This is a genomic window from Nostoc sp. FACHB-892 (assembly GCF_014698795.1).
In the GTDB taxonomy this organism is placed as follows: domain Bacteria; phylum Cyanobacteriota; class Cyanobacteriia; order Cyanobacteriales; family Nostocaceae; genus Nostoc.
This window is the reverse complement of record NZ_JACJTR010000021.1, coordinates 38,781-63,448: the sequence shown is the minus strand read 5'-3', so window position 1 is coordinate 63,448 and position 24,668 is coordinate 38,781. Positions and strand designations below refer to the sequence as shown.

Below are 24,668 nucleotides of genomic sequence, written 5' to 3'. Positions count from 1 at the left end.
AAATGTTGCAAACACAAATAAAAAAACTATTTAACTCGGTATTTTTCTAACTTTTTGCCTAAATGTGATCGCAGCTTCCAGCAGATCGGGTGCTACTGCATATAGCGTTATAATTCCAATCTCCACATTTGGCAGTAACTGACAATAAGCGATGCCTAATTGATCATTTACTAAATCATCGCTTCCAATTCTTCCAAAGCTTGCAAACTTCCCACTTGCCAACTACGTTCCACGGCAGCATGAATAATTTGAGTAATAGCTATATCCTCAAAATTAGGGCTGGTATTAAATTTTATGTATTTCCCATTTCTCAACAAATAAATAGAAAGGTTTCCACTATCGTAAACCCATAATTCTGGAACTCCAATGGCTTCATAAGCATCAAGAGTAGTTTTCGATGTGGCATCAGTCTCAATCGCTAAATCTGGCGGCGGATCATCAGCTTGCAAGCGGCGATGACCAATCATTTGTTGATAATTCTGAATATAAAAGCAAGCATCAGGTTCAACTCCTGCTACACCTTGCCGTTTAAAAGTAGTGGAACCAAAAGGTTGGTATCTGATATCTTTAGCCTTCAGCAATATTTTGACAATATCAGAAATTAAATCTTTGGGAATTTCATGTTCTGGTAAAGGAGCCATAATTTCTAAAACACCCTGGCTGTAGGCAATTCGTGTAGTTCTTTTTTGTCCCAATTCTTCTAAAATAGATTCAAATTCTTCCCAGCTAACATCAGGAATTGTCACCGTACTACCAGGTGCTAATTGCATCTGGCTAACAGCTTTAAAAACGGGGATAGCAGCAGTCATAACCAAAATATCAATAAGCTAAATCTCAATAATTATCTATTAGGTTGCGGTGGAAAATACAGCCCACCGTAACCTTTAGACTAATAGAATGAGTTTAACAAAAGCGATCGCTTTACACCTTAAACTTCTCAGTAATCCGCTTCATCGCCTCTTCGACATTCTCCCGGCTGTTAAACGCCGAAATGCGGAAGTAACCTTCACCCGCAGCACCAAAGCCAGAACCAGGTGTCCCCACAACGTTGACAGTTTGCAGCAACTTATCAAAGAATTCCCAACTGGATAAACCATTAGGAGTTTTCACCCAGACGTAAGGTGCATTCACGCCACCATAAACTGATAATCCGGCGGCTGTGAGTTTCTCGCGGATAATTTTGGCGTTTTCTAGATAGAAACTAACCAATCCTTTGATTTGTGCCTGTCCTTCTTCAGAGTAAACCGCTTCTGCTCCCCGTTGGACAATGTAAGAAACGCCATTAAATTTGGTAGACTGGCGACGATTCCAGAGTTTCCATAGTTCCACATCGGAACCATCGGCGGCTTTTGCTGTGAGTGTCTTCGGTACAACGGTTAACGCGCAACGAGTTCCTGTAAAACCTGCATTCTTGGAAAAAGACCGAAATTCGATCGCAACTTCTCTTGCACCTTCAATTTCATAAATTGAGTGAGGAAGCGACGGATCGGTAATATAAGCTTCGTAGGCTGCATCAAAGAAAATAATCGAGTTATTAGCTTTGGCATAGTCTACCCATGCCTTTAAATATTCCTTGGTAGCAGTTGCGCCAGTGGGATTATTGGGAAAGCAGAGATAAATTAAATCGACTTTCTTTGAGGGAATCTCTGCGGTGAAGTTGTTCTCAGCAGTAATCGGTAGATAAACTAAACCCTCAAATTCGCCTTTATCGTTGGCATCTCCGGTATTTCCCACCATTACGTTAGTGTCTACATACACAGGGTAAACGGGGTCAGTAACGGCGATGATGTTGTCATGACCAAAAATTTCCAGAATATTACCGGTGTCGCACTTGGAACCGTCGGAGATAAAAATTTCGGAAGCATCTATATCCGCTCCCCGTGCTTGGAAATCGTGAGTAGCAATTTTTTCTCGTAACCAAGCGTAGCCTTGCTCTGGGCCGTAGCCTTTGAAGGTATTGCGATCGCCCATTTCTTCCACAGCTTTAATCATAGCTGTGCGGCAAGCCTCCGGCAGAGGTTCGGTAACATCACCAATGCCCAAGCGGATGATTTTAGCATTACTGTTTGCTTCTGCAAAGGCATTCACCCGCCGAGCAATTTCTGGAAACAGATAACCCGCTTTCAGTTTCAGGTAGTTGTCGTTAATAGTTGCCATTATATAGATTATGAAAAACGCCCTCAAATAGCTTACTGCTAATTTATAAGGGCGGGAAATGGGGATGAGGTAGATGGGGGAGACAAGGGGACAAGGAGAATAACCATACTCAATGCCCCATGCCCAATTAGACATTTACTGGCTGTTTATTATCGGCTGAATAACTGTTGCGATCGCTAATTACAATCTCGGTGAGCGATTCTTGTCCTGTAATTAATCTTGCTCCACGATTACGGGTGAAATAGTTCCATGCCCACTGAATCATTACTACTAATTTGTTGTTAAATTCAATTAAGAAGTAGATGTGAATCAATAGCCAAAACAGCCATGCAAAGAAACCTTTCAGCTTGATAAAGCCTAAATCTACCACAGCAGAATTGTGCCCAATCATAGCTAAACTACCATAATCAGTATAAGCAAAGGGTGGTAAACTTTTACCTGCAAGCCGCTTTTGGACTAGTTCTGCTACATATTCACCTTCTTGCTTCGCTACAGGTGCGACACCAGGTAGAGGTTTACCATTTTGATGAGAAAAATTTGCTAAGTCGCCAATTACAAAAATATTGGGATGTCCCTTAATACTCAAGTCAGGTTCAACGATAATCCGTCCAGCGCGATCGCATTCAGCACCTGTGTGTTCTGCTAGCACTTTCCCCATTGCTGATGCTTTTACACCTGCTGCCCATAATACCGTTTTTGAGGCAATTTCTTTAACTTCATCGCCTTGTTTGAGGGTAACAATATCATTTTCAATATTCGTCACCAGTGTTTTTGTCTGGACAACCACCCCCAACCGTGTCAGGGATGCTTCTGCTTCTTGCGATAACTCTGGTGCAAAGGGTGGCAGAATGCGATCCAGCCCTTCTAGTAGCAAAATCTTGGCTTCTGAGGTGTCGATGTTGCGGAAATCTTCTTTGAGGGTTTGATTTGCCAATTCTGCGATCGCACCCGCTAACTCTACACCAGTTGGGCCACCACCAACAATTACAAAGGTTAACCAAGCACGACGTTTTACTGGATCGATTTCTTTTTCTGCGGCTTCAAACGCCGTAAAAATCCGGCGACGCATTTCTATGGCATCTTCTACTGTTTTCAAGCCTGGAGCAAATTCTTCCCAGTTATCTTTGCCAAAGTAGGAATGCTTGGCTCCTGTAGCGACAATTAACGTGTCGTAAGCTATTGCTTCGTCGCCTACAGTCACTTGTTTTGCTTCTGGATCAATATTATTCACCTCTCCCAGCAGCACTTTCGTATTCTTGCTCTTGCTTAGTACAGAACGCAACGGTGAGGAGATATCAGCAGGAGATAGCGCACCTGTGGCGACTTGGTATAAGAGGGGTTGAAATAGATGAAAGTTACGTTTATCGATCAGAGTAACGTTTACCGCAGCTTTAGCGAGCGTTTTTGCTGCGTAAAGTCCACCAAAACCACCGCCAACAATAACTACTTGATGAGGTGGATTATTGTCAAGTGAATTTACCATAAGAAATATTATTGTGTATTCCCACTATTGTAACTATTCTTAACAAATTTGTATCAAAATTGTCATCACATATTTTGTATTCCTGTTTACATTTGATGAAGTATTGAAAGTAACCAAAACTACACGATAAACAGAACTTTTCAAGATGGAGGTGCGGGCAATAAGATTTGGTAATATTTAAATTGCTCTTTGCTTATGTAAATCTCTCAAGGGGCGATGTAAGATTTATGCAAATTCACTCAGAAGTAGTTGATTCTGGGGTTTGTGTCAAACGTGGCGAATGAGTTTGCCGCCAACGGCTAAAGCCATAGAAAAGAGCAGCAAAAATTAACAAATAGGGACTGTAAACAATTAACCAAATACCCAGCTTGAGTAAGCCAACGGAAAATGAACTAAGAGAGTGAGTCGATTTGTTCCAAGTTTCCTGAACTTGCAAACCAAAGGCAGGTTGTGAACTGGTGCTAGAAACTGCTGCTTTTAAGTTCAGCGTAATAGTGGAATATGCAACTTGATTTCGTAGGCTTTTCAGTTGGGCATTAATTTGTTCTATTGTTTGTCGGACATTACTCAGTTCTTGGGCAACACTAAGCACATCTCTAACAGAACCCGCCCGATCCATAATTTTTTGTAAATTGGCTTCCGTTTTTTGCAAATTGGTTAATCTAGCTTGGTAATCTACCAAGTGATCGCCCACATCTTCGGCAGTGATATTACGATTATCGACAGTGCCCAATTTAGCAAGTTGCTCTAAGGTGGGTTCTAGCAAGTTTTCTGCTACCCGCAATTGTATTGTTGCTGTGTGGCGCGGGTTGTCGGTTTTGGGTTGTTGTTGTTTCAACCCAATCAAATCGCCTTGTTGTTTATTGATAATTTGCGAAACAGCATCAACAGTCTTATCTACAGAGTTGACAGTCAAAGAGATTGCTGCCTTTTTGATCAGTTGGGGACGAGAACGGACTATTGATGCAACTTCGGTTTTTTGGGAAATACTTCCTTCATTAGCAAGTAATTGATTTACCGCGCCATTGGTTGCAATTGGAGGTGCAGCCTTATTTGCTGTCTGTTCGGAAGAGGCACAACTAGTCAAAATCAACCCTCCTAATAACGCACTCACAAATAAAACAGATGTGCGCGGTAATTTAGTTGAAGTGTACATAATCTATCCTCAGATGGATGAAGTTAAACCCAGTATTGCTGAGGTAAACCTTAAAGCCTGCGTTGTTGCGATTTATGTAACAGAGTTAGTCATTGGTCATTTGTCAATAATTATTCTTCCCCAGTCCCTAATCCCCAGTCCCCAATAAATTCAATATTTGACAGTTCATCTGTAGTTACTCAATTTGGGGTACAATCATAAACCTGCCAATTAATGATGATTCTTGCTGACAGGAGATGCTTCTATGGCCCGGATGTATTATGACGAAGATGCCAATTTAGACCTTTTGGCTGGAAAAACTATTGCCATTATCGGCTATGGTTCGCAAGGTCATGCCCACGCTCTCAATCTCAAAGATAGTGGTTTGAATGTGATTGTGGGATTATATCCGGGTAGTAAATCAGTAGCAAAAGCTGAAGCTGCTGGGTTAACTGTGAAAAATGTTGCAGATGCTGCCAATGCTGCTGATTTCATCATGATTTTGTTACCTGATGAAGTTCAAAAAACGATTTACAAAAACGAGATTGAACCCAATTTAGAAGAAGGGAATGTATTAGCTTTTGCCCACGGTTTCAATATTCATTTTGGGCAAGTTGTACCACCGGCTAACGTAGATGTGGTGATGGTAGCACCCAAAGGGCCAGGGCATTTAGTACGACGGACTTATGAACAGGGTGAAGGCGTACCAGCACTGTTTGCAGTTTATCAAGATGCTAGTGGTCAGGCACGCGATCGCGCGATGGCTTATGCTAGAGGTATCGGTGGTACTCGCGCTGGTGTTCTCGAAACTACTTTCCGCGAAGAAACCGAAACAGATTTATTTGGCGAACAAGCAGTATTGTGCGGTGGTTTGAGTGCTTTAATCAAAGCCGGATTTGAAACTTTGGTAGAAGCTGGTTATCAACCCGAATTAGCTTATTTTGAATGTCTGCATGAAGTCAAACTGATTGTTGACTTGGTTGTAGAAGGCGGTTTAGCCAAAATGCGCGACAGCATTTCTAACACAGCTGAATATGGCGATTATACCCGTGGGCCGCGGATTGTGACTGAACAAACCAAAGCCGAAATGCAGAAGATTCTCAGCGAAATTCAATCTGGGCAATTTGCACGAGAATTTGTTCTAGAAAACCAATCTGGTAAACCAGGATTTACCGCTATGCGTCGTAAAGAAGCTGAACACAAAATTGAAGAAGTCGGCAAAGATTTACGCGCTATGTTTAGCTGGTTGAAAAAAGCTTAAGCAAAGGAGAAGCCAAGCTACTGAAGTCACAGGTATATGAACGAAGCCATCCTATTGCGCTACACGAAGCGCGATAGGATGGAATAATCTATGGTAAATAAAGTATTCATCCTACGGCTAAAGTTGATGGGCTTTCTACTTTTGACACAGTAAATGCTAAAGAAAATAACTGGTTTTTTCATCCTTGTAATTGTTGCAAACATAATTATAGGATGCCTTTTAACCACTGAAATGTCGCTGCAAGCTCAATCAATATCAACAGATGTGATTTCGGTAGATGGTCGCAAGTTATTTGAAGTGAGTGAAGCAGGACAATTTAGTGCTGAAAGTCGTGCTGCGGATGCCAACTTAATTTTAAGAGAAGCAGTCCGTTTCCCAGAACCTGTGAAGGTAGAGATTGTAGAAATTAATCAATTACCTGTAATTTTGGTGAATAGCCGCCATTTACTGACGGTAACGCAAGAAGATACCTTTACTGGTAGAACAAAACAAGAGCAAGCAAAAATCTGGGCACAACGAATTCGTGAGGCAGTTCAGCAAGGTCAAGAAGAACGAAGATTAAGTTATTTTTGGCGGGCAATGTTATTTGCAGGTTTATCAATATTGGGTGCGATCGCTCTGCATTTAATGTTAGGTTGGGTTTCGCGCTATTGGTTCCGGCGGCTGCTTCCGAGAGAAGTGAATCACCCCGAAACTGGAGCGCAACCCAAAGGAATTGAATTATTTTTAAAATTGACCCTGTTTGTAGTGCGATCGCTGTTGTGGATAGCGATCGCAATCTATATTACTGACTTATTTCCTTTAACACGAGAATGGAGTAGGCGCAGTGCCAACATTCTTTGGATGAGCTTAACGTCACCAGTAATTAGCATTGGGGAAAGCTCTTATTCGGTAATCAATATAATTATCTTCATCAGCTTATTTTTTGGAGTATTGGCTACAGCTGGAACTCTGACTAATTTGCTGCGATCGCGCGTACTAAACATGACCAATGTTAGCCGTGGTGTTCAAGAATCAATTGCAGTTTCTATCCAGTACAGTCTGATTTTTATCGGTACAGTTTTGTTGCTGCAAATTTGGGGTTTAGATATCAGTTCCCTAGCAATATTAGCCAGTATTTTTGGTGTAGCCATCGGGTTTGGTTTACAGGGAGTTGCTAAAGAACTAGTTAGCGGTTTTGTGATTACCTTTGAGCGTGCTATTGAAGTTGGTGACTTTGTGGAAATTGGCGAATTTATGGGAACCGTAGAGCGATTAAATGCTCGCAGTACTCATATCCGTACTTTAGACGACATAGTAGTTATTGTACCCAATTCACGTTTGTTAGATACAGAAGTAGTCAATTGGAACCATCGGGGTTCGGTATCTCGTTTAGTATTGCCCGTGCGCGTGGCTTATGGTGCAAATATTAGTACTATCCGTTCTGCATTATTAGAAGTAGCGCATGAAAATCATGATATATTAAAAAAACCAACACCTCTTGTTTGGTTTCAACAATATGGTGAAGATTTTTTAAATTTTCAATTGCTAGTTTGGATTGCTAAACCTCGCAAACAGTTTCAGATTAAGAGCGATTTATATTTTAAAATTGACGAAACTTTCCGGCAGCAAAATATTAATATTCCTTTTCCACAACGCTCACTACATTTAGATTCTGGAAGTTTACCATTACAAGTTTCACCCAAGTTAGAAAATTCTTTATCTCAACTTTCTGAAGGTTTGATTGCTTTGTTAAAAAGCCAGTTGCAGACAGACACTCCAAATGATTCTACTAATCAATCTGCAAAAAATCAACAGGAAAAATGAAAGCGACGGGAAACTCCATCCCCAGGTGTCTGTAGAGGGATAGTCGCCCCGTCGCTTGGGGCATAGGGCATTGGTACCTTCTTCCCCATGCCCAAAAACTCCACCCACAAGGGGATGGAGTTTTATCATTTGAAAGTCCCTAAGTTACCACCCCATTGTTCCTGGGCTACCTTTAAATGGCCCGACAATATCAGCAGTAATCCATCCACCATAGAAATCGCCAGGTTGAGACATAACTAGCTCATCATTTACATAGCAAGCATCCATTAAACTAGGGTAAAAAGCATAGTATTCTTGAATCGTTATAAAATCAGGTGTGGGTTCAATATATCGCCAAGCAGCATTCCTTATATACTTTTCACCGATGCTGATATCATAATATTGACACTTACCTTTCCATTCACACCAAGTTTTTTTAGGTGTTTCAATCAGATATTCTAGTTTAATGTCTTCAGAAGGAAGGTAATAAACAGGAGGATGGCTAGTTTCTAAAACTCTTTTAGCTTTAGTTGTTTCTGCTAAAACAGTACCATTACAAATTATCCGAATTGATTTGTTGCTATCTTCTAAACGAGCCGGACGGGGATAATCCCAAACTGATTCTTGACCGGGTTTTGGTGGGATTGCATTTGGCCTCATTCTCTGTAATCTCCTTTCAAATGTCTTGGGCAATTCTAAAACCAGAGTGTTGATAAAAGTAGGGACGAAACCAGTTGCGATATGTTGGTAATGCCATTGAACCATTAGTAGCCCAAGAACCGCCGAGCATCATCTGATGTTTATCATCAAAAAAGGGTGCTGCTTGATCTTCATAAAGCGGATGAGGTTCAAATCCTGGTAGGGCGTTGAATGTGTCTCCCAGCCATTCCCAGAGATTTCCTCTGAGATCGTAAAGCCCAGAAGCACTGTTAGCTGGTTTGAACATTCCCACTGGGCTGGGGGAAGTGAATTGTAAGTTGAGATTATAGTTATTTGATAACTGGTTATCCTCAGAGATAAGTAAAGCTTGATTCCATTCAGCTTCAGTCATCAAGCGAATTTCTGAGCCTTGAAAACGACAAAATGCGATCGCTTCGTAGTAATTGACTTCTACAGGCCAGTCTAAGGGTAAGTCTATTTCGTCGAATGTGGCTCGATAGCGGTAGCCATCCTCGAAAGGTATCCAGAATTTGGGATGTTGGACGTTGTAGAGTTGTTTCCAATCCCAAGATTCAGCATTCCAGTAGTCTGGATTGTTGTAACCACCAGCTTGAACAAATTTCAGATATTCGCCGTTAGTGATGAGATATTGACTAGCTAAAAACGGTTTCACTTCAACAGTGCGATCACCATATTCGCTATCCCAACCAAATGTAAGATCATCCTTGGGTTTTCCTAGTTTCACCACACCGCCTGGAATGGAGCGCATTTCATTGTTGGGAATCTTCGCGTTGCTAGGTGCGTAATTCCAGCCTTGGGGACGTTTTAAGCGATCGGTAGGCAATTGACGCACCAGCATCGAAGAGGTTTCAAAGTGAATGCGACTATGTTCTATCCCCATCAGCAAAGCCCAGAAGGGATGCTGTTGATGAATCGGCAGATCCAGGGGAGTATTTTGAATGACCTTTGCGATCGCCTCTTGTGCCTGATCCCGATATTGCCAAACTTTTTCTACATCAGGCCAGCTAACCCCTTGCATAGCTGCTTCGAGTTCTGTCGGTGTTTGTGGATCAACTCCGATTTCAAATAGGGTTTCGTATTCTGGATTAATTCGAGCTTTGATTAAACCAACGGCAATTAACTTGTTGATAAAAAAAACGGCTGAATGACCAAGATAAAAAATTAGACGGTTTCTTAAAGGATCGGGGTTAAGATAAAAAGTTTCTTCCCCGACCAAACTTTTCATAAGTGTTTCTTCAAGTCGCCAAGAAGTCTCAAAGTAGTTAAGCAGGCTTTCTGAACTGCAATCATTAAGTCTGGGGACTTGAGTTGATGTCAGTTTCTTTATCGTTTGAACTAAAGCCATGAGATTTTTGATATAACATTCATCAGACAAATTACATAAACTAATACTTCTTATAAAAAAAAGTTTTGTTCATCATCTTTTGTCTTGTGTCGTTATGATCAAACAATCTGCTCAATTTGTAAATACATAAAAGGTATAGTTTAAATTACTTTAATTACGGCTTGCCAAAATAATATAAATAATGTAGTAACGTTGCTCAACAGGTATAGGCGAGTTTAAAACATTTATTAACTGTCTTCTTGCTATTAAGTTAAGATTGCAACTAATTAGAGAAGCATACGGCGATGCCTTCACAGTAGGCATCGCGGATTTTAGATTTATATCTAAAATCCCAAATCGAGTTACCGATTCACCGCCGCAGCTTCCCGTGCTGCTGCTGCTTGATCTGGGTGGATACCCAAGCGAGTGAGATTAATCCGACCTTTGTTATCAATTTCGCGCACTTTGATAATCACTTCATCGCCCACCGCTACTTCATCCTCAACTTTGCCAACGCGGTAGTCAGCTAGTTGTGAGATGTGGATCATCCCTTCTTTTCCAGGCAGAAATTCTACAAATGCACCTATCGGTATAATTCGAGTGATGCGCCCTGCATAAACATCCCCTTCATGCAGCTTCCGAGTCATGCCTTGGATGATGTTTTTGGCTCTCTTGGCCTTGTTCTCATCCACAGCAGAAATCGTCACGGTGCCATCATCTTCGATGTCAATTTTTGCACCAGTTTCCTCTGTAATACCCTTAATAGTTTTGCCTCCAGGGCCAATGATCAGACCAATCATGTCTGAATCAATCTTAATTGTTAGCAGACGTGGGGCATAAGCTGAGGTTTCAGTCCGTGGCGTGTCAATACAGGCAAGCATTTTCTCCAGAATATGCAACCGGGCTGCTTTAGCTTGGTGAACGGCTTGGGAAATAACCTCCAACGACAAACCGGAGATTTTCATATCCATTTGCAAGGCGGTAATTCCGGTATCCGTCCCGGCAACTTTGAAGTCCATGTCGCCCAAAAAGTCTTCAATGCCCTGAATATCGGTGAGGATTCGCACTTCGTCCCCATCCTTAATCAGACCCATTGCTGCACCACTGACGGGTTTGATAATTGGTACACCAGCATCCATCAGGGCTAGGGTGGAACCGCACACTGAACCCATTGAGGTGGAACCGTTGGAAGAAAGTACTTCCGATACGATCCGAATCACGTAGGGAAATTGTTCTTTTGACGGTAGTACAGGTAATAATGCTCGCTCGGCTAATGCCCCGTGACCAATTTCGCGCCTTCCTGGGGCCCGCATTGGCTTGGTTTCCCCGACTGAGAACGGCGGGAAGTTGTAATGATGCAGGTAACGCTTGTGCTGATCTAGCTGCATATCATCGTTAAGGTTTTGAGCATCCCCAGGTGTACCCAGAGTACAAGTGGATAATACCTGAGTTAGTTCCCGGTTAAATAAACCGCTACCGTGAACTCGCTTTGGTAAGACATCAACTAAACAAGAAACGGGACGCACTTGATCGAGTTTACGACCATCAACGCGGACGTTATCTTCAATAATTTGTCGCCGCATGAAGTGTTTGGTAATATCTTTAAAAGTGTTACCAAGTGCCTTCTTATTTGCAGTTGCGGCAACTCGAATTGGGTCTTCTTCTGGCAGTTCGGTAATCGTCGCGGCAATTTCATCCTTGACGACATCTAAAGCTGCATCGCGTTCGGGTTTGGTGAAACTAAATTGAGACAGGATTTTCTTAATCTCACCGCTAGCGCGATCGCGGATATAATTTTCCAGAGTTTGGTCTACTTCTGGTGGTGCTTCTTGCACTATTACTAGGCCCAGTTCTGCGATTAAATCTTGCTGCGCTTTGATTAAGTCCCGCACTGCTTCATAACCAAAGTCAATCGCCTCGAGAATATCTCGCTCTGGCAATTGATTGGCTCCCGCCTCCACCATGATTACACCATGTGGTGAACCTGCTACTACCAGATCCAAGTCTCCAGCTTCAGTTTCTGCATAAGTGGGGTTAATAATGAAATCATCTCCCACTAAACCAACCCGCACTGCTGCCATTGGCCCATTAAAAGGAATCTGGGCAATCAGGGTAGCAATCGAAGCACCTGTAACTGCTAGCACATCGGGTGGAACTAACTCGTCCATCGACAGCGTTAAGGCAATAATTTGCAGGTCATCCCGTAGCCATGAAGGGAACAGGGGACGCATCGGACGGTCTATAAGACGACTGGTGAGAATTGTTTTTTCTGGTGGACGACCTTCGCGGCGCATAATCCCTCCGGGAATTCTACCAGCGGCATACAGCCTTTCTTCGTAATCTACTGTGAGTGGAAGAAAATCAATGCCTTCTCTGGCTTGCGATCGCGTAGCTGTCACTAAAACGGATGTGTCCCCTGATTCTATCAAAACCGACCCACCTGCCTGGGGAGCTAGCAAGCCTACTTTCAGCCGAATATCCCTTCCATCGAAGGATATTGACTTATCAACTTCTGCCATTCAGTTTTTTTTCCTTCTCTTTCGCTATTCTCTATTCTGTGGCAATCCTAACATTTATGTACTATGACTGGCTTCTGGTACATACAAAGATAACTGTTGACTGATGACTGTTGACGATTAATCGTCAACAGTTAATAAATCCAAGGTGCGATACATCATCAGTGCGTCTACTACTTCATCTTCTAGCTTCGCCGCACGCTCAATGCGCCCAATAATCTCAAATCCTAACGACTGCCAAAGGGTAATTGAAGGTATATTAGTTTCAAAGACCAAATTGAACATTACTGCTTCGTAGCCCAGGTTTGCTGCTATCAAGAGCATTGCCTCCCCCATGAACCGCCCAATCCCCTGACCGCGTAAGGCAGGTTGTACAATAAAACCAGCGTTGCAAATATGGCAACACCGACTGGGAAAGTTTGGTTTTAAATAAAACGCCCCTAATATTTCTTTTGGCTTGTGTGTACCATCCTGACCAGATGTTCTGACAACAAAGGCATCCTTACTCAACCAGTAAGCTGAAAATTCTGCCTGAGATAGAGGTTGCTTTTGGGGATAAGTTTTACCTTCAACAATTACAACATTGAGTAATGCTCTTACAACCTCCTGTTCTTGAGGATGCATATAATCTAGTTCCACTAATATCCCACTTTTTAAAACTTTAATTAGGGGAAAAATCATTATTAAGAATCTTTAAATGTAATGTTTGTTTAAATATTAATTATATGCAAATCTGAGCTAAAAAATCTTTTCGTGAAGATGTAAAAAGTAGAATAGTTGCAATTTTCATTATTGAATTTTACGAGAAACTGAGTAATTAGCAAATGGCGATTTTACACTGTAATTGGTTACTAAAAAATCAAAATGGTTGTTTATTTATTTGGGGGGAAACTTGGCGATCGCCACGAGTGAATTTCGAGCCTAATGGATCTGGAGATATCCCACTACATCCATTGGCAATGACATCAGTAGAGTTGAGTGAGTGGTTGGTTTCCCAGAACATGGCAATTACCAACTTCATCCAGCAACCTCAAGTTGCAATGGCTACTACTGGACGAACACGTAAAGCCGCCAGTCCTACCCAGATAATGCCAACGCATTTGCAGATAATTGCCGTGCCAACTTATATCCCAGAAGGCAGTAGCGAAGGAACAGCAGGAATTTTCCCGGTACATTCTGCAAGCTTAGGGCTAGATACAGACTCCCCACAATATTTGCAACCGTGGCGAGTTGAAGGTTTTTGTCTCAACCCCAGCGAGGCGGTAAAATTTCTCGCTGCTGTTCCCTTAAATGCTGCTAAAGGGGAAGATGCCTTTTTAGGAGGAGATTTACGTTTTTGGTCGCAAGTTTCCCGGTGGAGTTTAGATTTAATCTCGCGGTGTAAGTTTTTACCAACAATTAACCGACAATCAGATGTTGCTGCTAAATGGCAAGTACTTTTAGATAGTGCTGTAGATGGAACTCGCTTAGAAAAATTTTCTGCGAATATGCCGTTGGTTTGTCGGACTTATCAGGAGGGAGTAGGGAGTGGGGAGTGGGGAGTGGGGGGAGATGAGGGAGTAAGATCCTCCTCATCCCCTCACCTAGCAGTAAACTTCCCTACTGAACCTCAAGAATTGTTGCTGGGATTTCTCAACAGTACGATAGATGCCCAAGTGCGCGGGATGGCGGGTTCTCAACCTCCAACTGAAGCTAAGGCGATCGCATCTTTACCATCTGCGGTGCGGCAGTGGTTGCAAGGGTTAACTAGTGCAGCTGGTACAGTTAATGCAGATGCAATTGAAGTGGAACGACTGGAAGCGGCATTGAAGGCTTGGACTATGCCGCTACAATACCAATTAACTCTTAAAACTCTATTTCGCACCTGTTTTCAACTGCGTTCTCCAGAGTCTGGCGAAACAGATTGGACATTGGCGTATTTCCTGCAAGCGGCTGACGATCCTGAGTTTTTGGTCGATGCAGCAACTATTTGGAACAATCCAGTTGAACGATTGGTTTATGAAAATCGAACAATTGAGCAACCACAGGAAACATTTTTGCGAGGTTTGGGGCTAGCTTCTCGATTATATCCAGCGATCGCACCCAGTTTTGAAACCGAATATCCTCAATTTTCTCGGATCACCCCCATGCAAGCTTATGAATTTATCAAAGCTGTAGCTTGGAGGTTAGAAGACAGTGGTTTAGGAGTAATTTTGCCTCCCAGTTTAGCGAACCGCGAAGGATGGGCGAATCGTTTGGGTTTGAAAATTTCAGCCGAAACCCCAAAGAAAAAGCAGGGGCGTTTAGGGTTGCAGAGTCTGCTAAATTTCCAATGGCAATTGGCAATTGGAGGACAAACTATTTCCAAAGCTGAGTTTGATAAACTTGTGGCTTTAAATAGTCCGCTAGTAGAAATTAACGGTGAGTGGGTGGAATTGCGCCCCCAAGACATTAAGACAGCCCAAACTTTTTTTACCACTCGCAAAGATCAAATGGCCCTTTCCTTGGAAGATGCCTTGCGTTTCAGTACAGGGGATACCCAAGTAATTGAAAAATTACCAGTGGTCAGCTTTGAGGCATCTGGGGCATTGCAAGAGTTAATTGGGGCGTTAAGCAATAATCAAGCGATCGCACCTTTACCGACACCAGCAGCCTTTAAAGGACAGTTGCGGCCTTATCAAGAACGAGGTGCTGCTTGGCTGTCATTCTTGGAACGTTGGGGTTTAGGTGCATGTCTTGCAGACGATATGGGACTCGGTAAAACCGTGCAGTTCATCGCTTTTTTGCTACATCTCAAAGAACAAGATGCACTAGAAAATCCAACACTATTAGTTTGTCCAACTTCTGTTTTAGGTAATTGGGAAAGGGAAGTCAATAAGTTTGCACCAAGCCTGAAAATTTTGCAATATCACGGTGACAAACGCCCAAAAGGAAAAGCGTTTTTAGAAGCAGTGAAAAAGCACGATTTAATCGTTACCAGCTACTCACTACTTCATCGAGATATCAAATCATTGCAAAGTGTCTCTTGGCAGATAATTGTTTTAGATGAAGCCCAGAATGTGAAAAACCCAGAGGCGAAGCAGTCAAAAGCAGTCCGGGAATTAGAAGCGACATTTCGCATTGCATTAACAGGAACACCAGTAGAAAATAGACTGCAAGAATTATGGTCTATTTTAGATTTTCTCAATCCTGGCTATTTAGGCAATAAGCAATTTTTTCAGCGTCGGTTTGCCATGCCAATTGAAAAGTATGGTGATACGGCTTCTTTGACTCAATTACGTTCATTAGTTCAGCCATTTATACTGCGGCGATTGAAAAGCGATCGCGACATTATTCAAGACTTACCAGATAAGCAAGAAATGACCGTATTTTGCGGTTTAACTGGCGAACAAGCTGCACTTTATCAACAAGTTGTAGAACAATCTTTAGTAGAGATAGAATCTGCTGAAGGATTGCAACGCCGGGGGATGATTTTAGCTTTGCTAATCAAACTCAAACAAATCTGCAATCACCCAGCCCAATATTTGAAACAGGCGACATTAGAGCAACATAATTCAGCCAAACTTCTGCGGCTAGAAGAAATGTTAGAAGAAGTTTTAGCAGAAAGCGATCGCGCTTTAATTTTCACACAATTTGCTGAGTGGGGTAAGTTACTTAAACCCTATTTAGAAAAACAGCTTGGGCGAGAAATATTCTTTTTATATGGCAGCACCAGTAAAAAACAACGGGAGGAAATGATCGACCGTTTCCAACATGACCCTCAAGGGCCACCGATTATGATTCTTTCTCTGAAAGCAGGTGGTGTCGGACTGAATTTAACACGAGCAAATCATGTATTCCACTTTGATAGATGGTGGAATCCAGCCGTAGAAAATCAAGCTACAGATAGAGTATTTCGGATTGGTCAAACCCGCAATGTGCAAGTACATAAATTTGTCTGCACAGGCACTTTAGAAGAAAAAATTCATGACATGATTGAAAGTAAGAAACAACTAGCTGAACAAGTTGTAGGTGCTGGTGAAGAATGGTTGACTGAACTAGATACAGATCAACTTCGCAACTTACTAATACTCGATCGCAGTGCAGTAATTGACGATGATGCAGAATAAGTTTGTAGTAAAAACTTAAGTCATTACTACGAAACCGCCAAAATACTACTAAAGTTTTTCAATTGATCTATGACTAATTACACATTACAAGCAAGTCGAGAATGGTGGTCACAACAATGGCTAGATTTGCTAGATTCCTATCGCTTTAAAAAGCGTTTAGAACGTGCCAGAAATTATGCTCGTCAAGGAAATGTTCTCAGCATCGAATTTAAAGGTGCAAAAGTATTAGCTAGGGTGCAAGGTAGCGAAGTAGAACCTTATAAAGTTTCCCTTTCCCTTGAACCTTTTAGCGATGAACAATGGGGTTATGTAATTGAAACCATGTCCCAAAGAGCAATTTTTGCTGCCAAGCTACTAGCAGGAGAAATGCCACAAAATATAGAAGAAGTGTTTACGGCTAATGGTCTTTCGATATTTCCTTTTACCCTTGGTGATGTCCAGAGTAAATGCTCTTGTCCTGATAAAGCAAATCCCTGTAAACACATTGGTGCGCTGTACTATCAGTTAGGCGATCGCTTCAGTGAAGACCCCTTTGTACTATTTCAATTGCGCGGACGCACCAAAGAGCAAATTATCAGCGATTTACGTCAATTACGTAGTGCCAAGATTCAACCCAATACCACAGAAACACCCGAAATTCAAGAATCAATTTCTAATAACAAATACTCCGTAAAAATTGATTCTTTCTGGCAATACAATGAGCCACTAGAGTCATCCTTGGTAGTGATTGCGCCGTCTACTAATGAGATGGTATTAGATGTATTAGGAGCAATACCCCTAGCGAAAGAAGAGGAAAATCCAGTAAATTCAACTTCGAGCGATGTGGTAATGAAGCATTTGAATACAGTTTACAGAGATGTGAGCCAGAAGGCTTTTTTAACAGCAATGAATGTCGGAGGAAGTTGATAATAATTCGTAATTCGTAATTATGAATTAGGTTGATTGGGTAGTTCAATCTTCACCCACTTCCGCACCGCCTGACGAATTGCCCGTCTGCCATCCGCCCGATTTTGCTCAATCAGTTTGGGCAGATCCCGAATAGCTAAAGTAGGAAATACTAAACTGTTCTCTGACTCGACATATTCCCCATTTTGGAGGAGATAAATCTTTAGTTCACCGGAATCATAACACCAGAGTTCTGGTACTCCCAGGCGGGCATAAATGGGAAAACGATTCAGAGACTTACTGGTAACATCAATTTCCAGTGCCAAATCAGGCGGTGGGTCTTGTCTCAAGTCCAGATCCAATCTACCCCGAATCGCAGCTTCATTCTGGAAATAGAAGCAGTTATCTGACTCCACCCCTGCCATTCGGCTTTCTCGCTTCCAAGTAGTCGAGCCATAACTTTCATAGTCTAAATCCAGCACATCAGCAATTTCTTTGACTAAATCGCTAATTACCTCTTTGTAATGTTCGTGTTCTGGTAAAGGTGTCATAATTTCCAAAGTAGTGCGATCGTAAGCTAACCTTGCTGCTCGATGCTCTCCCAAATCTTTTAGAAGATTTTCAAACTGTTGCCAGCTAATGTCGTAAAGCATTACTCGGTCTGCTCGATTCTTGGCGACTGTCATTGTTACGACCTCCAGAATGTTTTATTGTCCAAACTCAAGCCTAGCTTGTTCTACCAAATTCGCTGTCACAACCTCTTGGCCTGCTTCACGAGCCAACTGTTCAATTCTGGCTTTAGCTTGAGAGCGGACAAAAAAGGGAATATTTTGTAACTTTTCTTTAGCTTCAGATGTCCATCGCAAAGCATCAATAAAATTGGAATCGCTCATAGTATTAATTACCTTGGTAAGTCACTCACTTTAATCAAGAGATGACTAATTTTCCTATAAAAAAAGCCCTTGCTTTTATGCAAGAGCCTCTAAATTATTTAATTGTCAGTGATGAAATAAACTTTACAACCTAATCTAGGTCGTCCATGAACATCACTGGCTCAGTCTCACGGTTAATTCCTTTCTCAAAACCACCAGCCGCAGCCCGTGCGCGACCAGCGTGCCACAAGTGACCAACTAAGAAGAAGAATCCTAGTACGAAGTGAGAAGTCGCCAACCAAGCGCGAGGAGATACGTAGTTGAAGGAGTTAATCTCGGTAGCCACACCGCCCACGGAGTTCAAAGAACCCAGAGGAGCGTGGGTCATGTATTCAGCAGCGCGACGAGCTTGCCAAGGCTGAATATCGTTCTTGATTTTTTCCAGGTCAAGACCATTGGGACCACGTAGAGGCTCCAACCAAGGGCCACGGAAATCCCAGAAGCGCATGGTTTCACCACCGAAGATGATTTCACCAGTTGGAGAGCGCATCAAGTATTTACCCAATCCTGTGGGGCCTTGAGCAGAACCGACGTTAGCACCCAAACGTTGGTCACGAATCAAGAAGGTCAAAGCCTGAGCTTGAGAAGCTTCTGGACCAGTAGGTCCGTAGAATTCGCTAGGGTAAACGGTGTTGTTAAACCAAACATAGATGGAGGCAATGAAGCCCATCAACGACAGAGCGCCCAAGCTGTAGGAGAGGTAAGCCTCACCAGACCAGATGGATGCACGACGTGACCAAGCAAAAGGCTTGGTAAGAATGTGGAAAATACCACCAGCAATACAGATAAAGGCAATCCAGATGTGACCACCGACCACATCTTCCAAGTTATCGACGCTGACAATCCAGCCTTCGCCGCCGAAGGGAGATTTGAGTACATAGCCGAAGATAACTGCTGGGTTCAATGTCGGATTGGTAATAATACGAACGTCACCACCACCAGGTGCCCAGGTATCATACAAACCACCAAAGAACATTGCCTTTAACACCAATAGCAGCGCACCGCATCCCAAAATAATCAGGTGGAATCCGATGATATTGGTCATCTTGTTCTTGTCTTTCCAGTCGTAACCAAAGAAAGAAGAGTATTCTTCTAAGGTTTCTGGACCACGAACGGCATGATAGATACCGCCAAAGCCAAGGACGGCTGAGGAAATTAGGTGGAGTACACCGACAACAAAGTAGGGGAAGGTGTCGATAACTTCACCACCAGCACCAACACCCCAACCTTGGGTAGCAAGGTGAGGTAACAAAATCAAGCCCTGTTCGTACATGGGCTTTTCGGGAACGAAGTGAGCGACTTCAAATAAAGTCATCGCTCCAGCCCAGAATACAATCAAACCAGAATGGGCAACGTGAGCACCCAGTAGTTTGCCAGATAGATTGATTAAACGCGCGTTACCAGACCACCAGGCAAAGCCAGTGGATTCTTGGTCACGTCCAGTACCGCCTAATATATTTGGTCTATTAGAGAGCGTTACCACGTGGTAATACCTCCTCAGGGAATACAAATTGTTCGTGGGGTTGATCTTGAGGAGCCATCCAAGCGCGGATACCCTCGTTCAGCAAAATGTTTTTGGTATAGAAGGTTTCAAACTCAGGGTCTTCCGCCGCCCGTAATTCTTGGGAAACGAAATCATAAGCTCGTAGGTTGAGTGCCAAACCGACGATGCCGACGGCGCTCATCCACAAGCCTGTGACTGGCACGAACAACATGAAGAAGTGCAACCAGCGTTTGTTTGAGAAGGCAATACCGAAAATCTGTGACCAGAAACGGTTTGCCGTCACCATTGAATAGGTTTCTTCAGACTGAGTAGGATTGAAGGCGCGGAAGGTGTTAGCACCATCACCGTCTTCAAACAAGGTATTTTCGACTGTGGCTCCGTGAATAGCACACAACAAAGCACCACCCAATACACCAGCAACACCCATCATGTGGAAGGGGTTGAGTGTCCAGTTGTGGAAACCTTGCAAGAATAGCAGGAACCGGAAAATTGCTGCTACGCCAAAGCTGGGTGCAAAGAACCAGCTTGATTGTCCCAAGGGATACATCAGGAATACACTGACAAATACTGCAATGGGAGCTGAGAAGGCGAGAGCGTTGTAAGGACGGATACCTACTAGACGCGCAATTTCAAATTGGCGCAGCATGAAACCAATCAAACCGAAGGCTCCGTGTAGGGCAACGAATGGCCACAACCCACCCAATTGGAACCAACGGGTGAGGTTACCTTGAGCTTCTGGTCCCCACAACAGCAATAAGGAGTGTCCCATGCTGTCGGCGGGGGTGGATACTGCCACTGTTAGGAAGTTACAGCCTTCTAGGTAGGAGGAGGCTAACCCGTGGGTGTACCAAGAGGTGACGAAGGTGGTGCCGGTCAGCCAACCGCCTAGTGCTAGGAAGGCGCAGGGGAACAATAGTATCCCTGACCAACCTACGAATACGAAGCGATCGCGCTTGAGCCAGTCGTCTAGAACGTCAAACCACCCTCTACTGGGGGCACGTCCAACTGCGATGGTCATCGGACTAAAATCCTCTTTTTTTACTAAAATTGCAACGTTTCTAAGACAGTACGGAGAGCCAGTGTAACCGACTGCCGTGAGGAATTAACGTTTTTTTTTGACAATCTCAACAGCGTGAAAGCAAATGAGATTCTCAGAGTTTGCTGACCAGTAAAATCAGCATTTCTCTTTCTTTATGCCATTACACGTACCATCGGCTAGTAATCTAGCTTGTGGTAACTTAATGATTCTTAACTTATCACACTAGTAACGGTTTTTGCCTGATACACAAAAGCAAATCAGGTATGAAACACGAACCTTATTAATAATATGAATATCAGAAATTTTACAATTTGACACAACTTTTCTCAGAAATGTAAAAAAAATTAGTGCAGATGGAGGTAGGCAGGTAAATCATTCCCAAGAGGTCGAAAAGAGGCAGGGAGCGGGGAGCCGAGGGGTAAAGGGCAGGAGAGAAAGAATTTTTATCCGTCATTAAGTGAATAAATAATATAACGTGCCCTAAGAAATTATTATATGGGTAGCGGCAACAGGGATGAGCGCAGTTGAGTTTTTGTCAGCAATGTTTGGTAAAATGTGGATGGTTACTTCGCCGCCACACCCATTGATACACCTCTGGAAAATATGTGAAACTTTGGATAAAGGGAAAGGAAGTTGGCACATCTTGACTAATACAAATAGCCTAAGTGGTTTGTCCCATAGTGCAAGTAAGCCAGTATCATCCGGAACAGTAAAATTTCTGGAATACAGGGTAAAAAATTCATCGTCTGCGGTAAAGTATCCCGTGGACTTAAAACATAGCTCTCAGTGCCTCCTAAGCAATAGCCGGATTGGTACAGAGAGCCACCACTCTATGCAAGAGCATTCAGTGTGCTTTGTATGTTACAGCGAGTATCTCACGGGGCAATGGTAGTTCAATGACGGCATCAACAACGATTAACAAAGGCGATCGCGTCCTGCATCAAAATGTTCTCGGTTCTCGTCGGTTCAGCAACTACGGCTGGGCAACTATCGTTACCTTGGGAGCAAGCGGCTTTTTATTGGCTGGGATATCCAGTTATTTAAAAGTTAATTTACTCATAGTTTCCGATCCAACTCAACTGGTATTTGTCCCCCAAGGATTGGTGATGGGGTTATATGGTATTGCTGGCTTGTTATTAGCTACATACCTGTGGCTAGTGATTTTATGGGACGTGGGAGGCGGTTACAACGAATTTAATCAGGAAACTGGCACAATCAAAATATTCCGTTGGGGATTTCCTGGCAAAAACCGCCGAATTGAGATTGACGGTCGCATAGAAGATGTGCAGTCTGTACGAATAACCGTCAAAGAAGGACTTAATCCCCTTCGCGCCCTCTATCTACGCATTAAGGGGCGGCGAGATATACCCTTAACACGGATTGGACAACCGTTATCTTTAACAGAGTTGGAAACAGAAGGCGCAAAATTAGCCCGCTTTTTGGGAGTGTCATTAGAAGGACTTTAATTAATTGGGCATGGAGCATGGGACATTGGGCATTGGAAGAGAAGAACTCAAGACTAATGACCAATGACCAATAACCAATGACTAACGATAAGATACTCTGGTTAAATCAGTAATTGGCAATGCGTTTAAAAATTTCACAATTTTTGCTTTCTCTTGTGATTATCAGTGCTTTGATGTTGGGAGGATGTTCAACACAGCAAGTAGGTTCTAATACCTCTTCTCCAACCTCGACAGCTACCTCGGACACAAGCGAGTCAAGCACCCAAACGACTACTGAAGCAACATCTGTATCTCAAACTAGTAGTGATATTCCTGGAATCACTGATTTACCACGTCTTGAAGGCAAAGCTACTGTGGTGCTAACGGTTAAAGGTTCGCCGATTACTATCGAAGTAGACGGCACTAATGCCCCCATTACAGCTGGCAACTTCGTAGATTTAGTGCAAAAAGGTGTTTACGATGGTTTAGCTTTCCATCGAGTTGTACGCGAACCCCAACCGTTTGTAGTTCAAGGGGGCGATCCCCAAAGCAAAGACCCGAAAGTTTCGGCAGATAGCTTGGGAACCGGTAGTTATATTGACCCAAAAACGGGAAATGCTCGCTATATACCTTTAGAAGTTAAGGCGAAAGGTTCAGATACTCCGATTTACAACAAACCATTTGATGCTACTGCTCAACCCGTCATATTGCCTCATAAACAGGGTGCAGTAGCGATGGCGCGATCGCAATCACCAGACTCCGCTTCTGCCCAGTTTTACTTTGCTTTAGCGGATCTAGCTTTCTTGGATGGTAACTACGCCGTGTTTGGCAATGTCACTCAAGGCTTTGATGTAGTCAACAAAATTCAGCAAGGCGATCGCATTGATTCGGCTAAAGTCACTCAAGGTGCTGAAAATCTGAAAGCACCAGGGCAGTAGAGGAAGAGGGCAGGGGGCAGGGGGCAGGGGGAAAATAACTACTAACTCCTAACTCCTAACTATTAACTTCTAAATTGGCAAAGGTTCTTGTAACTGGTATTGGTTTAATTTCCGCCTTGGGTGGAAACTTAGAGGATAGTTGGCGAAATTTAATCGCAGGTAAATCTGGAATTCGATTACATCAACCCTTTCCAGAACTTACACCACTTCCTCTAGGTTTAATTGGTCAACAACCATCTGAGTTGAAAATGTTAACTCAGATGGTTGTTGCTTCTGCTTTGCAAGATTCTGGGTTAGTTCTACCTTTAGCTGATTGTGCTGTAGTAATTGGATCGAGTCGCTCTTATCAAGCGTCTTGGGAAACGCTGGCGCGGCAAATGTATGAAGACGCGGCAAATTTGCCCGTGTCCTTTTTTGGAAATTGGTTAGATACATTACCTCACATGAATGCGATCGCAGCTGCAAGGCAAATTGGTGCATCTGGGATAGTTTTGGCACCAATGGCAGCTTGTGCAACCGGAATTTGGTCTATTGCTCAAGCAGCTTTGCTTATACAAACTGGGCAATGTCAACAGGCGATCGCTGGCGCAGTGGAAGCGCCGATTACACCCCTAACTTTAGCTGGATTTCAGCAGATGGGTGCTTTGGCAAAAACTGGGGCTTATCCCTTTGATTTGTACCGGGAAGGCTTAGTGTTAGGTGAAGGCGCAGCTGTATTTGTCTTGGAATCAGCAGAGTTGGCAAAACAGCGTCAAGCAAAAGTTTATGGTGAAATTCTCGGTTTTGGCTTAACCAACGACGCATATCATGGTAATTCACCAGAACCTGAAGGGAAAAGTGCGATCGCTGCTATCAAACAATGTCTAGAACGTAGTTGTCTAACACCAGCTGATATTGATTATATTCATGCTCATGGCACAGCTACCCAGCTAAATGACCAGATGGAGAGCATGGTAATCCAGCGTTTGTTTCCCCAAGGCGTGGCAGTTAGTTCCACCAAGGGAAGTACAGGTCATACACTAGGAGCATCGGGAGCTTTAGGTGTAGCTTTTTCTCTCATGGCCTTAAAGCATCAAATTTTACCACCTTGTGTAGGATTTCAGCAGCCAGAGTTTGATTTAGATATCGTTACATCTGCACGTTTAAGTAAAATTAGGCAGGTACTATGTTGCAGTTTTGGCTTTGGGGGACAGAATGCAGCGATCGCACTAGCAAGGTAAAAATTTATAAGTTTAACTATCTGACCGACATCATAATATAAGTTTTAGTTAAGCATTTGTTTGTAAAAGGGATTGGGGAAAAATTATGGTAGTTGCTCTGACCCCTCCCAAATTTTGGGGTGTTTCCCAGTCCCCAGTACCGGAGAGGCGTTCCTCCCGCCATCAACATAAAGGTATGGTGGGGGACTCCTCACCGCGACCAGTTAATGTATAAACACTCTCCTTTGGCCGCCATAGCAGGATATAAGATATAAAACTGTAACAAAAACTACAAA

The 24,668-nt window shown here is 43.0% G+C and carries 20 protein-coding genes; 8 read left to right on the top strand and 12 right to left on the bottom strand.

Annotated elements, in window-relative coordinates:
* Positions 1–170: 170 nt before the first annotated feature.
* From H6G96_RS24375 to H6G96_RS24360, 4 genes are all read right to left on the bottom strand, one after another.
* Positions 171–809, bottom strand: coding sequence for a Uma2 family endonuclease (locus H6G96_RS24375; protein ID WP_190914298.1), 639 nt, complete (start codon positions 807–809; stop codon positions 171–173).
* 112 nt (positions 810–921) lie between these two features.
* Complete coding sequence (locus H6G96_RS24370; RefSeq protein WP_190914296.1) at positions 922–2,157, bottom strand: LL-diaminopimelate aminotransferase; 1,236 nt, start codon at positions 2,155–2,157, stop codon at positions 922–924.
* A 127-nt stretch (positions 2,158–2,284) separates the two neighbouring features.
* Entirely contained in the window at positions 2,285–3,640 is a 1,356-nt protein-coding gene (locus tag H6G96_RS24365) for an NAD(P)/FAD-dependent oxidoreductase (protein ID WP_190914294.1), read from the bottom strand.
* 235 nt (positions 3,641–3,875) lie between these two features.
* Positions 3,876–4,796: a DUF4349 domain-containing protein gene (locus H6G96_RS24360; RefSeq protein WP_190914292.1), complete on the bottom strand. Its 921-nt coding sequence runs from the start codon at positions 4,794–4,796 to the stop codon at positions 3,876–3,878.
* 13 nt (positions 4,797–4,809) lie between these two features.
* On the opposite strand from H6G96_RS24360, the gene H6G96_RS42450 reads away from it, so the two are divergent.
* The 3 genes from H6G96_RS42450 to H6G96_RS24350 all read left to right on the top strand — a co-directional run bounded on the left by H6G96_RS42450 (position 4,810) and on the right by H6G96_RS24350 (position 7,842).
* Positions 4,810–4,944, top strand: coding sequence for a hypothetical protein (locus H6G96_RS42450; RefSeq protein WP_277932944.1), 135 nt, complete (start codon positions 4,810–4,812; stop codon positions 4,942–4,944).
* Between the two features lie 96 nt (positions 4,945–5,040).
* Positions 5,041–6,036 (top strand): ketol-acid reductoisomerase, encoded by a 996-nt coding sequence (gene ilvC, locus H6G96_RS24355; protein ID WP_190914429.1) that lies wholly within the window; start codon positions 5,041–5,043, stop codon positions 6,034–6,036.
* Positions 6,037–6,267: 231 nt separating this feature from the next.
* Positions 6,268–7,842, top strand: coding sequence for a mechanosensitive ion channel domain-containing protein (locus tag H6G96_RS24350; RefSeq protein WP_190914427.1), 1,575 nt, complete (start codon positions 6,268–6,270; stop codon positions 7,840–7,842).
* A gap of 144 nt (positions 7,843–7,986) precedes the next feature.
* Here the strand turns inward: H6G96_RS24350 and H6G96_RS24345 are convergent, their stop codons facing one another.
* The 4 genes from H6G96_RS24345 to H6G96_RS24330 all read right to left on the bottom strand — a co-directional run bounded on the left by H6G96_RS24345 (position 7,987) and on the right by H6G96_RS24330 (position 13,023).
* On the bottom strand, positions 7,987–8,481 hold the full coding sequence (locus H6G96_RS24345; RefSeq protein WP_190914290.1) for a DUF427 domain-containing protein: 495 nt from the start codon (positions 8,479–8,481) through the stop codon (positions 7,987–7,989).
* A gap of 16 nt (positions 8,482–8,497) precedes the next feature.
* On the bottom strand, positions 8,498–9,847 hold the full coding sequence (ovoA, locus tag H6G96_RS24340) for a 5-histidylcysteine sulfoxide synthase (protein WP_190914288.1): 1,350 nt from the start codon (positions 9,845–9,847) through the stop codon (positions 8,498–8,500).
* Positions 9,848–10,188: 341 nt separating this feature from the next.
* Positions 10,189–12,345, bottom strand: coding sequence for a polyribonucleotide nucleotidyltransferase (locus H6G96_RS24335; protein WP_190914286.1), 2,157 nt, complete (start codon positions 12,343–12,345; stop codon positions 10,189–10,191).
* A 117-nt stretch (positions 12,346–12,462) separates the two neighbouring features.
* Entirely contained in the window at positions 12,463–13,023 is a 561-nt protein-coding gene (locus tag H6G96_RS24330; protein ID WP_190914284.1) for an N-acetyltransferase, read from the bottom strand.
* A gap of 143 nt (positions 13,024–13,166) precedes the next feature.
* On the opposite strand from H6G96_RS24330, the gene H6G96_RS24325 reads away from it, so the two are divergent.
* Both H6G96_RS24325 and H6G96_RS24320 read left to right on the top strand, forming a co-directional pair.
* The gene (locus tag H6G96_RS24325) at positions 13,167–16,430 is read left to right on the top strand and encodes a DEAD/DEAH box helicase (protein ID WP_190914283.1); all 3,264 of its coding nucleotides are present in this window, start codon (positions 13,167–13,169) and stop codon (positions 16,428–16,430) included.
* Between the two features lie 69 nt (positions 16,431–16,499).
* Positions 16,500–17,336: an SWIM zinc finger family protein gene (locus tag H6G96_RS24320; protein WP_190914281.1), complete on the top strand. Its 837-nt coding sequence runs from the start codon at positions 16,500–16,502 to the stop codon at positions 17,334–17,336.
* Between the two features lie 20 nt (positions 17,337–17,356).
* Here H6G96_RS24320 and H6G96_RS24315 read toward each other — a convergent pair whose 3' ends face one another.
* The 4 genes from H6G96_RS24315 to psbD form a co-directional block, all read right to left on the bottom strand.
* The gene (locus H6G96_RS24315; protein ID WP_190914279.1) at positions 17,357–18,001 is read right to left on the bottom strand and encodes a Uma2 family endonuclease; all 645 of its coding nucleotides are present in this window, start codon (positions 17,999–18,001) and stop codon (positions 17,357–17,359) included.
* 21 nt (positions 18,002–18,022) lie between these two features.
* Positions 18,023–18,208: a PCP reductase family protein gene (locus tag H6G96_RS24310; RefSeq protein WP_190914277.1), complete on the bottom strand. Its 186-nt coding sequence runs from the start codon at positions 18,206–18,208 to the stop codon at positions 18,023–18,025.
* 130 nt (positions 18,209–18,338) lie between these two features.
* On the bottom strand, positions 18,339–19,730 hold the full coding sequence (gene psbC, locus H6G96_RS24305; protein ID WP_190914275.1) for a photosystem II reaction center protein CP43: 1,392 nt from the start codon (positions 19,728–19,730) through the stop codon (positions 18,339–18,341).
* The gene (gene psbD, locus H6G96_RS24300; protein ID WP_100900373.1) at positions 19,714–20,769 is read right to left on the bottom strand and encodes a photosystem II D2 protein (photosystem q(a) protein); all 1,056 of its coding nucleotides are present in this window, start codon (positions 20,767–20,769) and stop codon (positions 19,714–19,716) included. The genes psbC and psbD overlap by 17 nt, the downstream gene beginning before the upstream one ends.
* Before the next feature lie 917 nt (positions 20,770–21,686).
* Between psbD and H6G96_RS24295 the strand changes: the two genes are divergently transcribed.
* The 3 genes from H6G96_RS24295 to H6G96_RS24285 all read left to right on the top strand — a co-directional run bounded on the left by H6G96_RS24295 (position 21,687) and on the right by H6G96_RS24285 (position 24,393).
* The gene (locus tag H6G96_RS24295; protein WP_190914274.1) at positions 21,687–22,256 is read left to right on the top strand and encodes a photosystem I assembly protein Ycf4; all 570 of its coding nucleotides are present in this window, start codon (positions 21,687–21,689) and stop codon (positions 22,254–22,256) included.
* Positions 22,257–22,375: 119 nt separating this feature from the next.
* Positions 22,376–23,173 carry a peptidylprolyl isomerase gene (locus tag H6G96_RS24290; RefSeq protein WP_190914272.1) on the top strand — a complete coding sequence of 266 codons (798 nt, stop codon included), beginning with the start codon at positions 22,376–22,378 and terminating at the stop codon, positions 23,171–23,173.
* Between the two features lie 74 nt (positions 23,174–23,247).
* Complete coding sequence (locus tag H6G96_RS24285; protein WP_190914270.1) at positions 23,248–24,393, top strand: beta-ketoacyl-ACP synthase; 1,146 nt, start codon at positions 23,248–23,250, stop codon at positions 24,391–24,393.
* Positions 24,394–24,668: the final 275 nt, after the last annotated feature.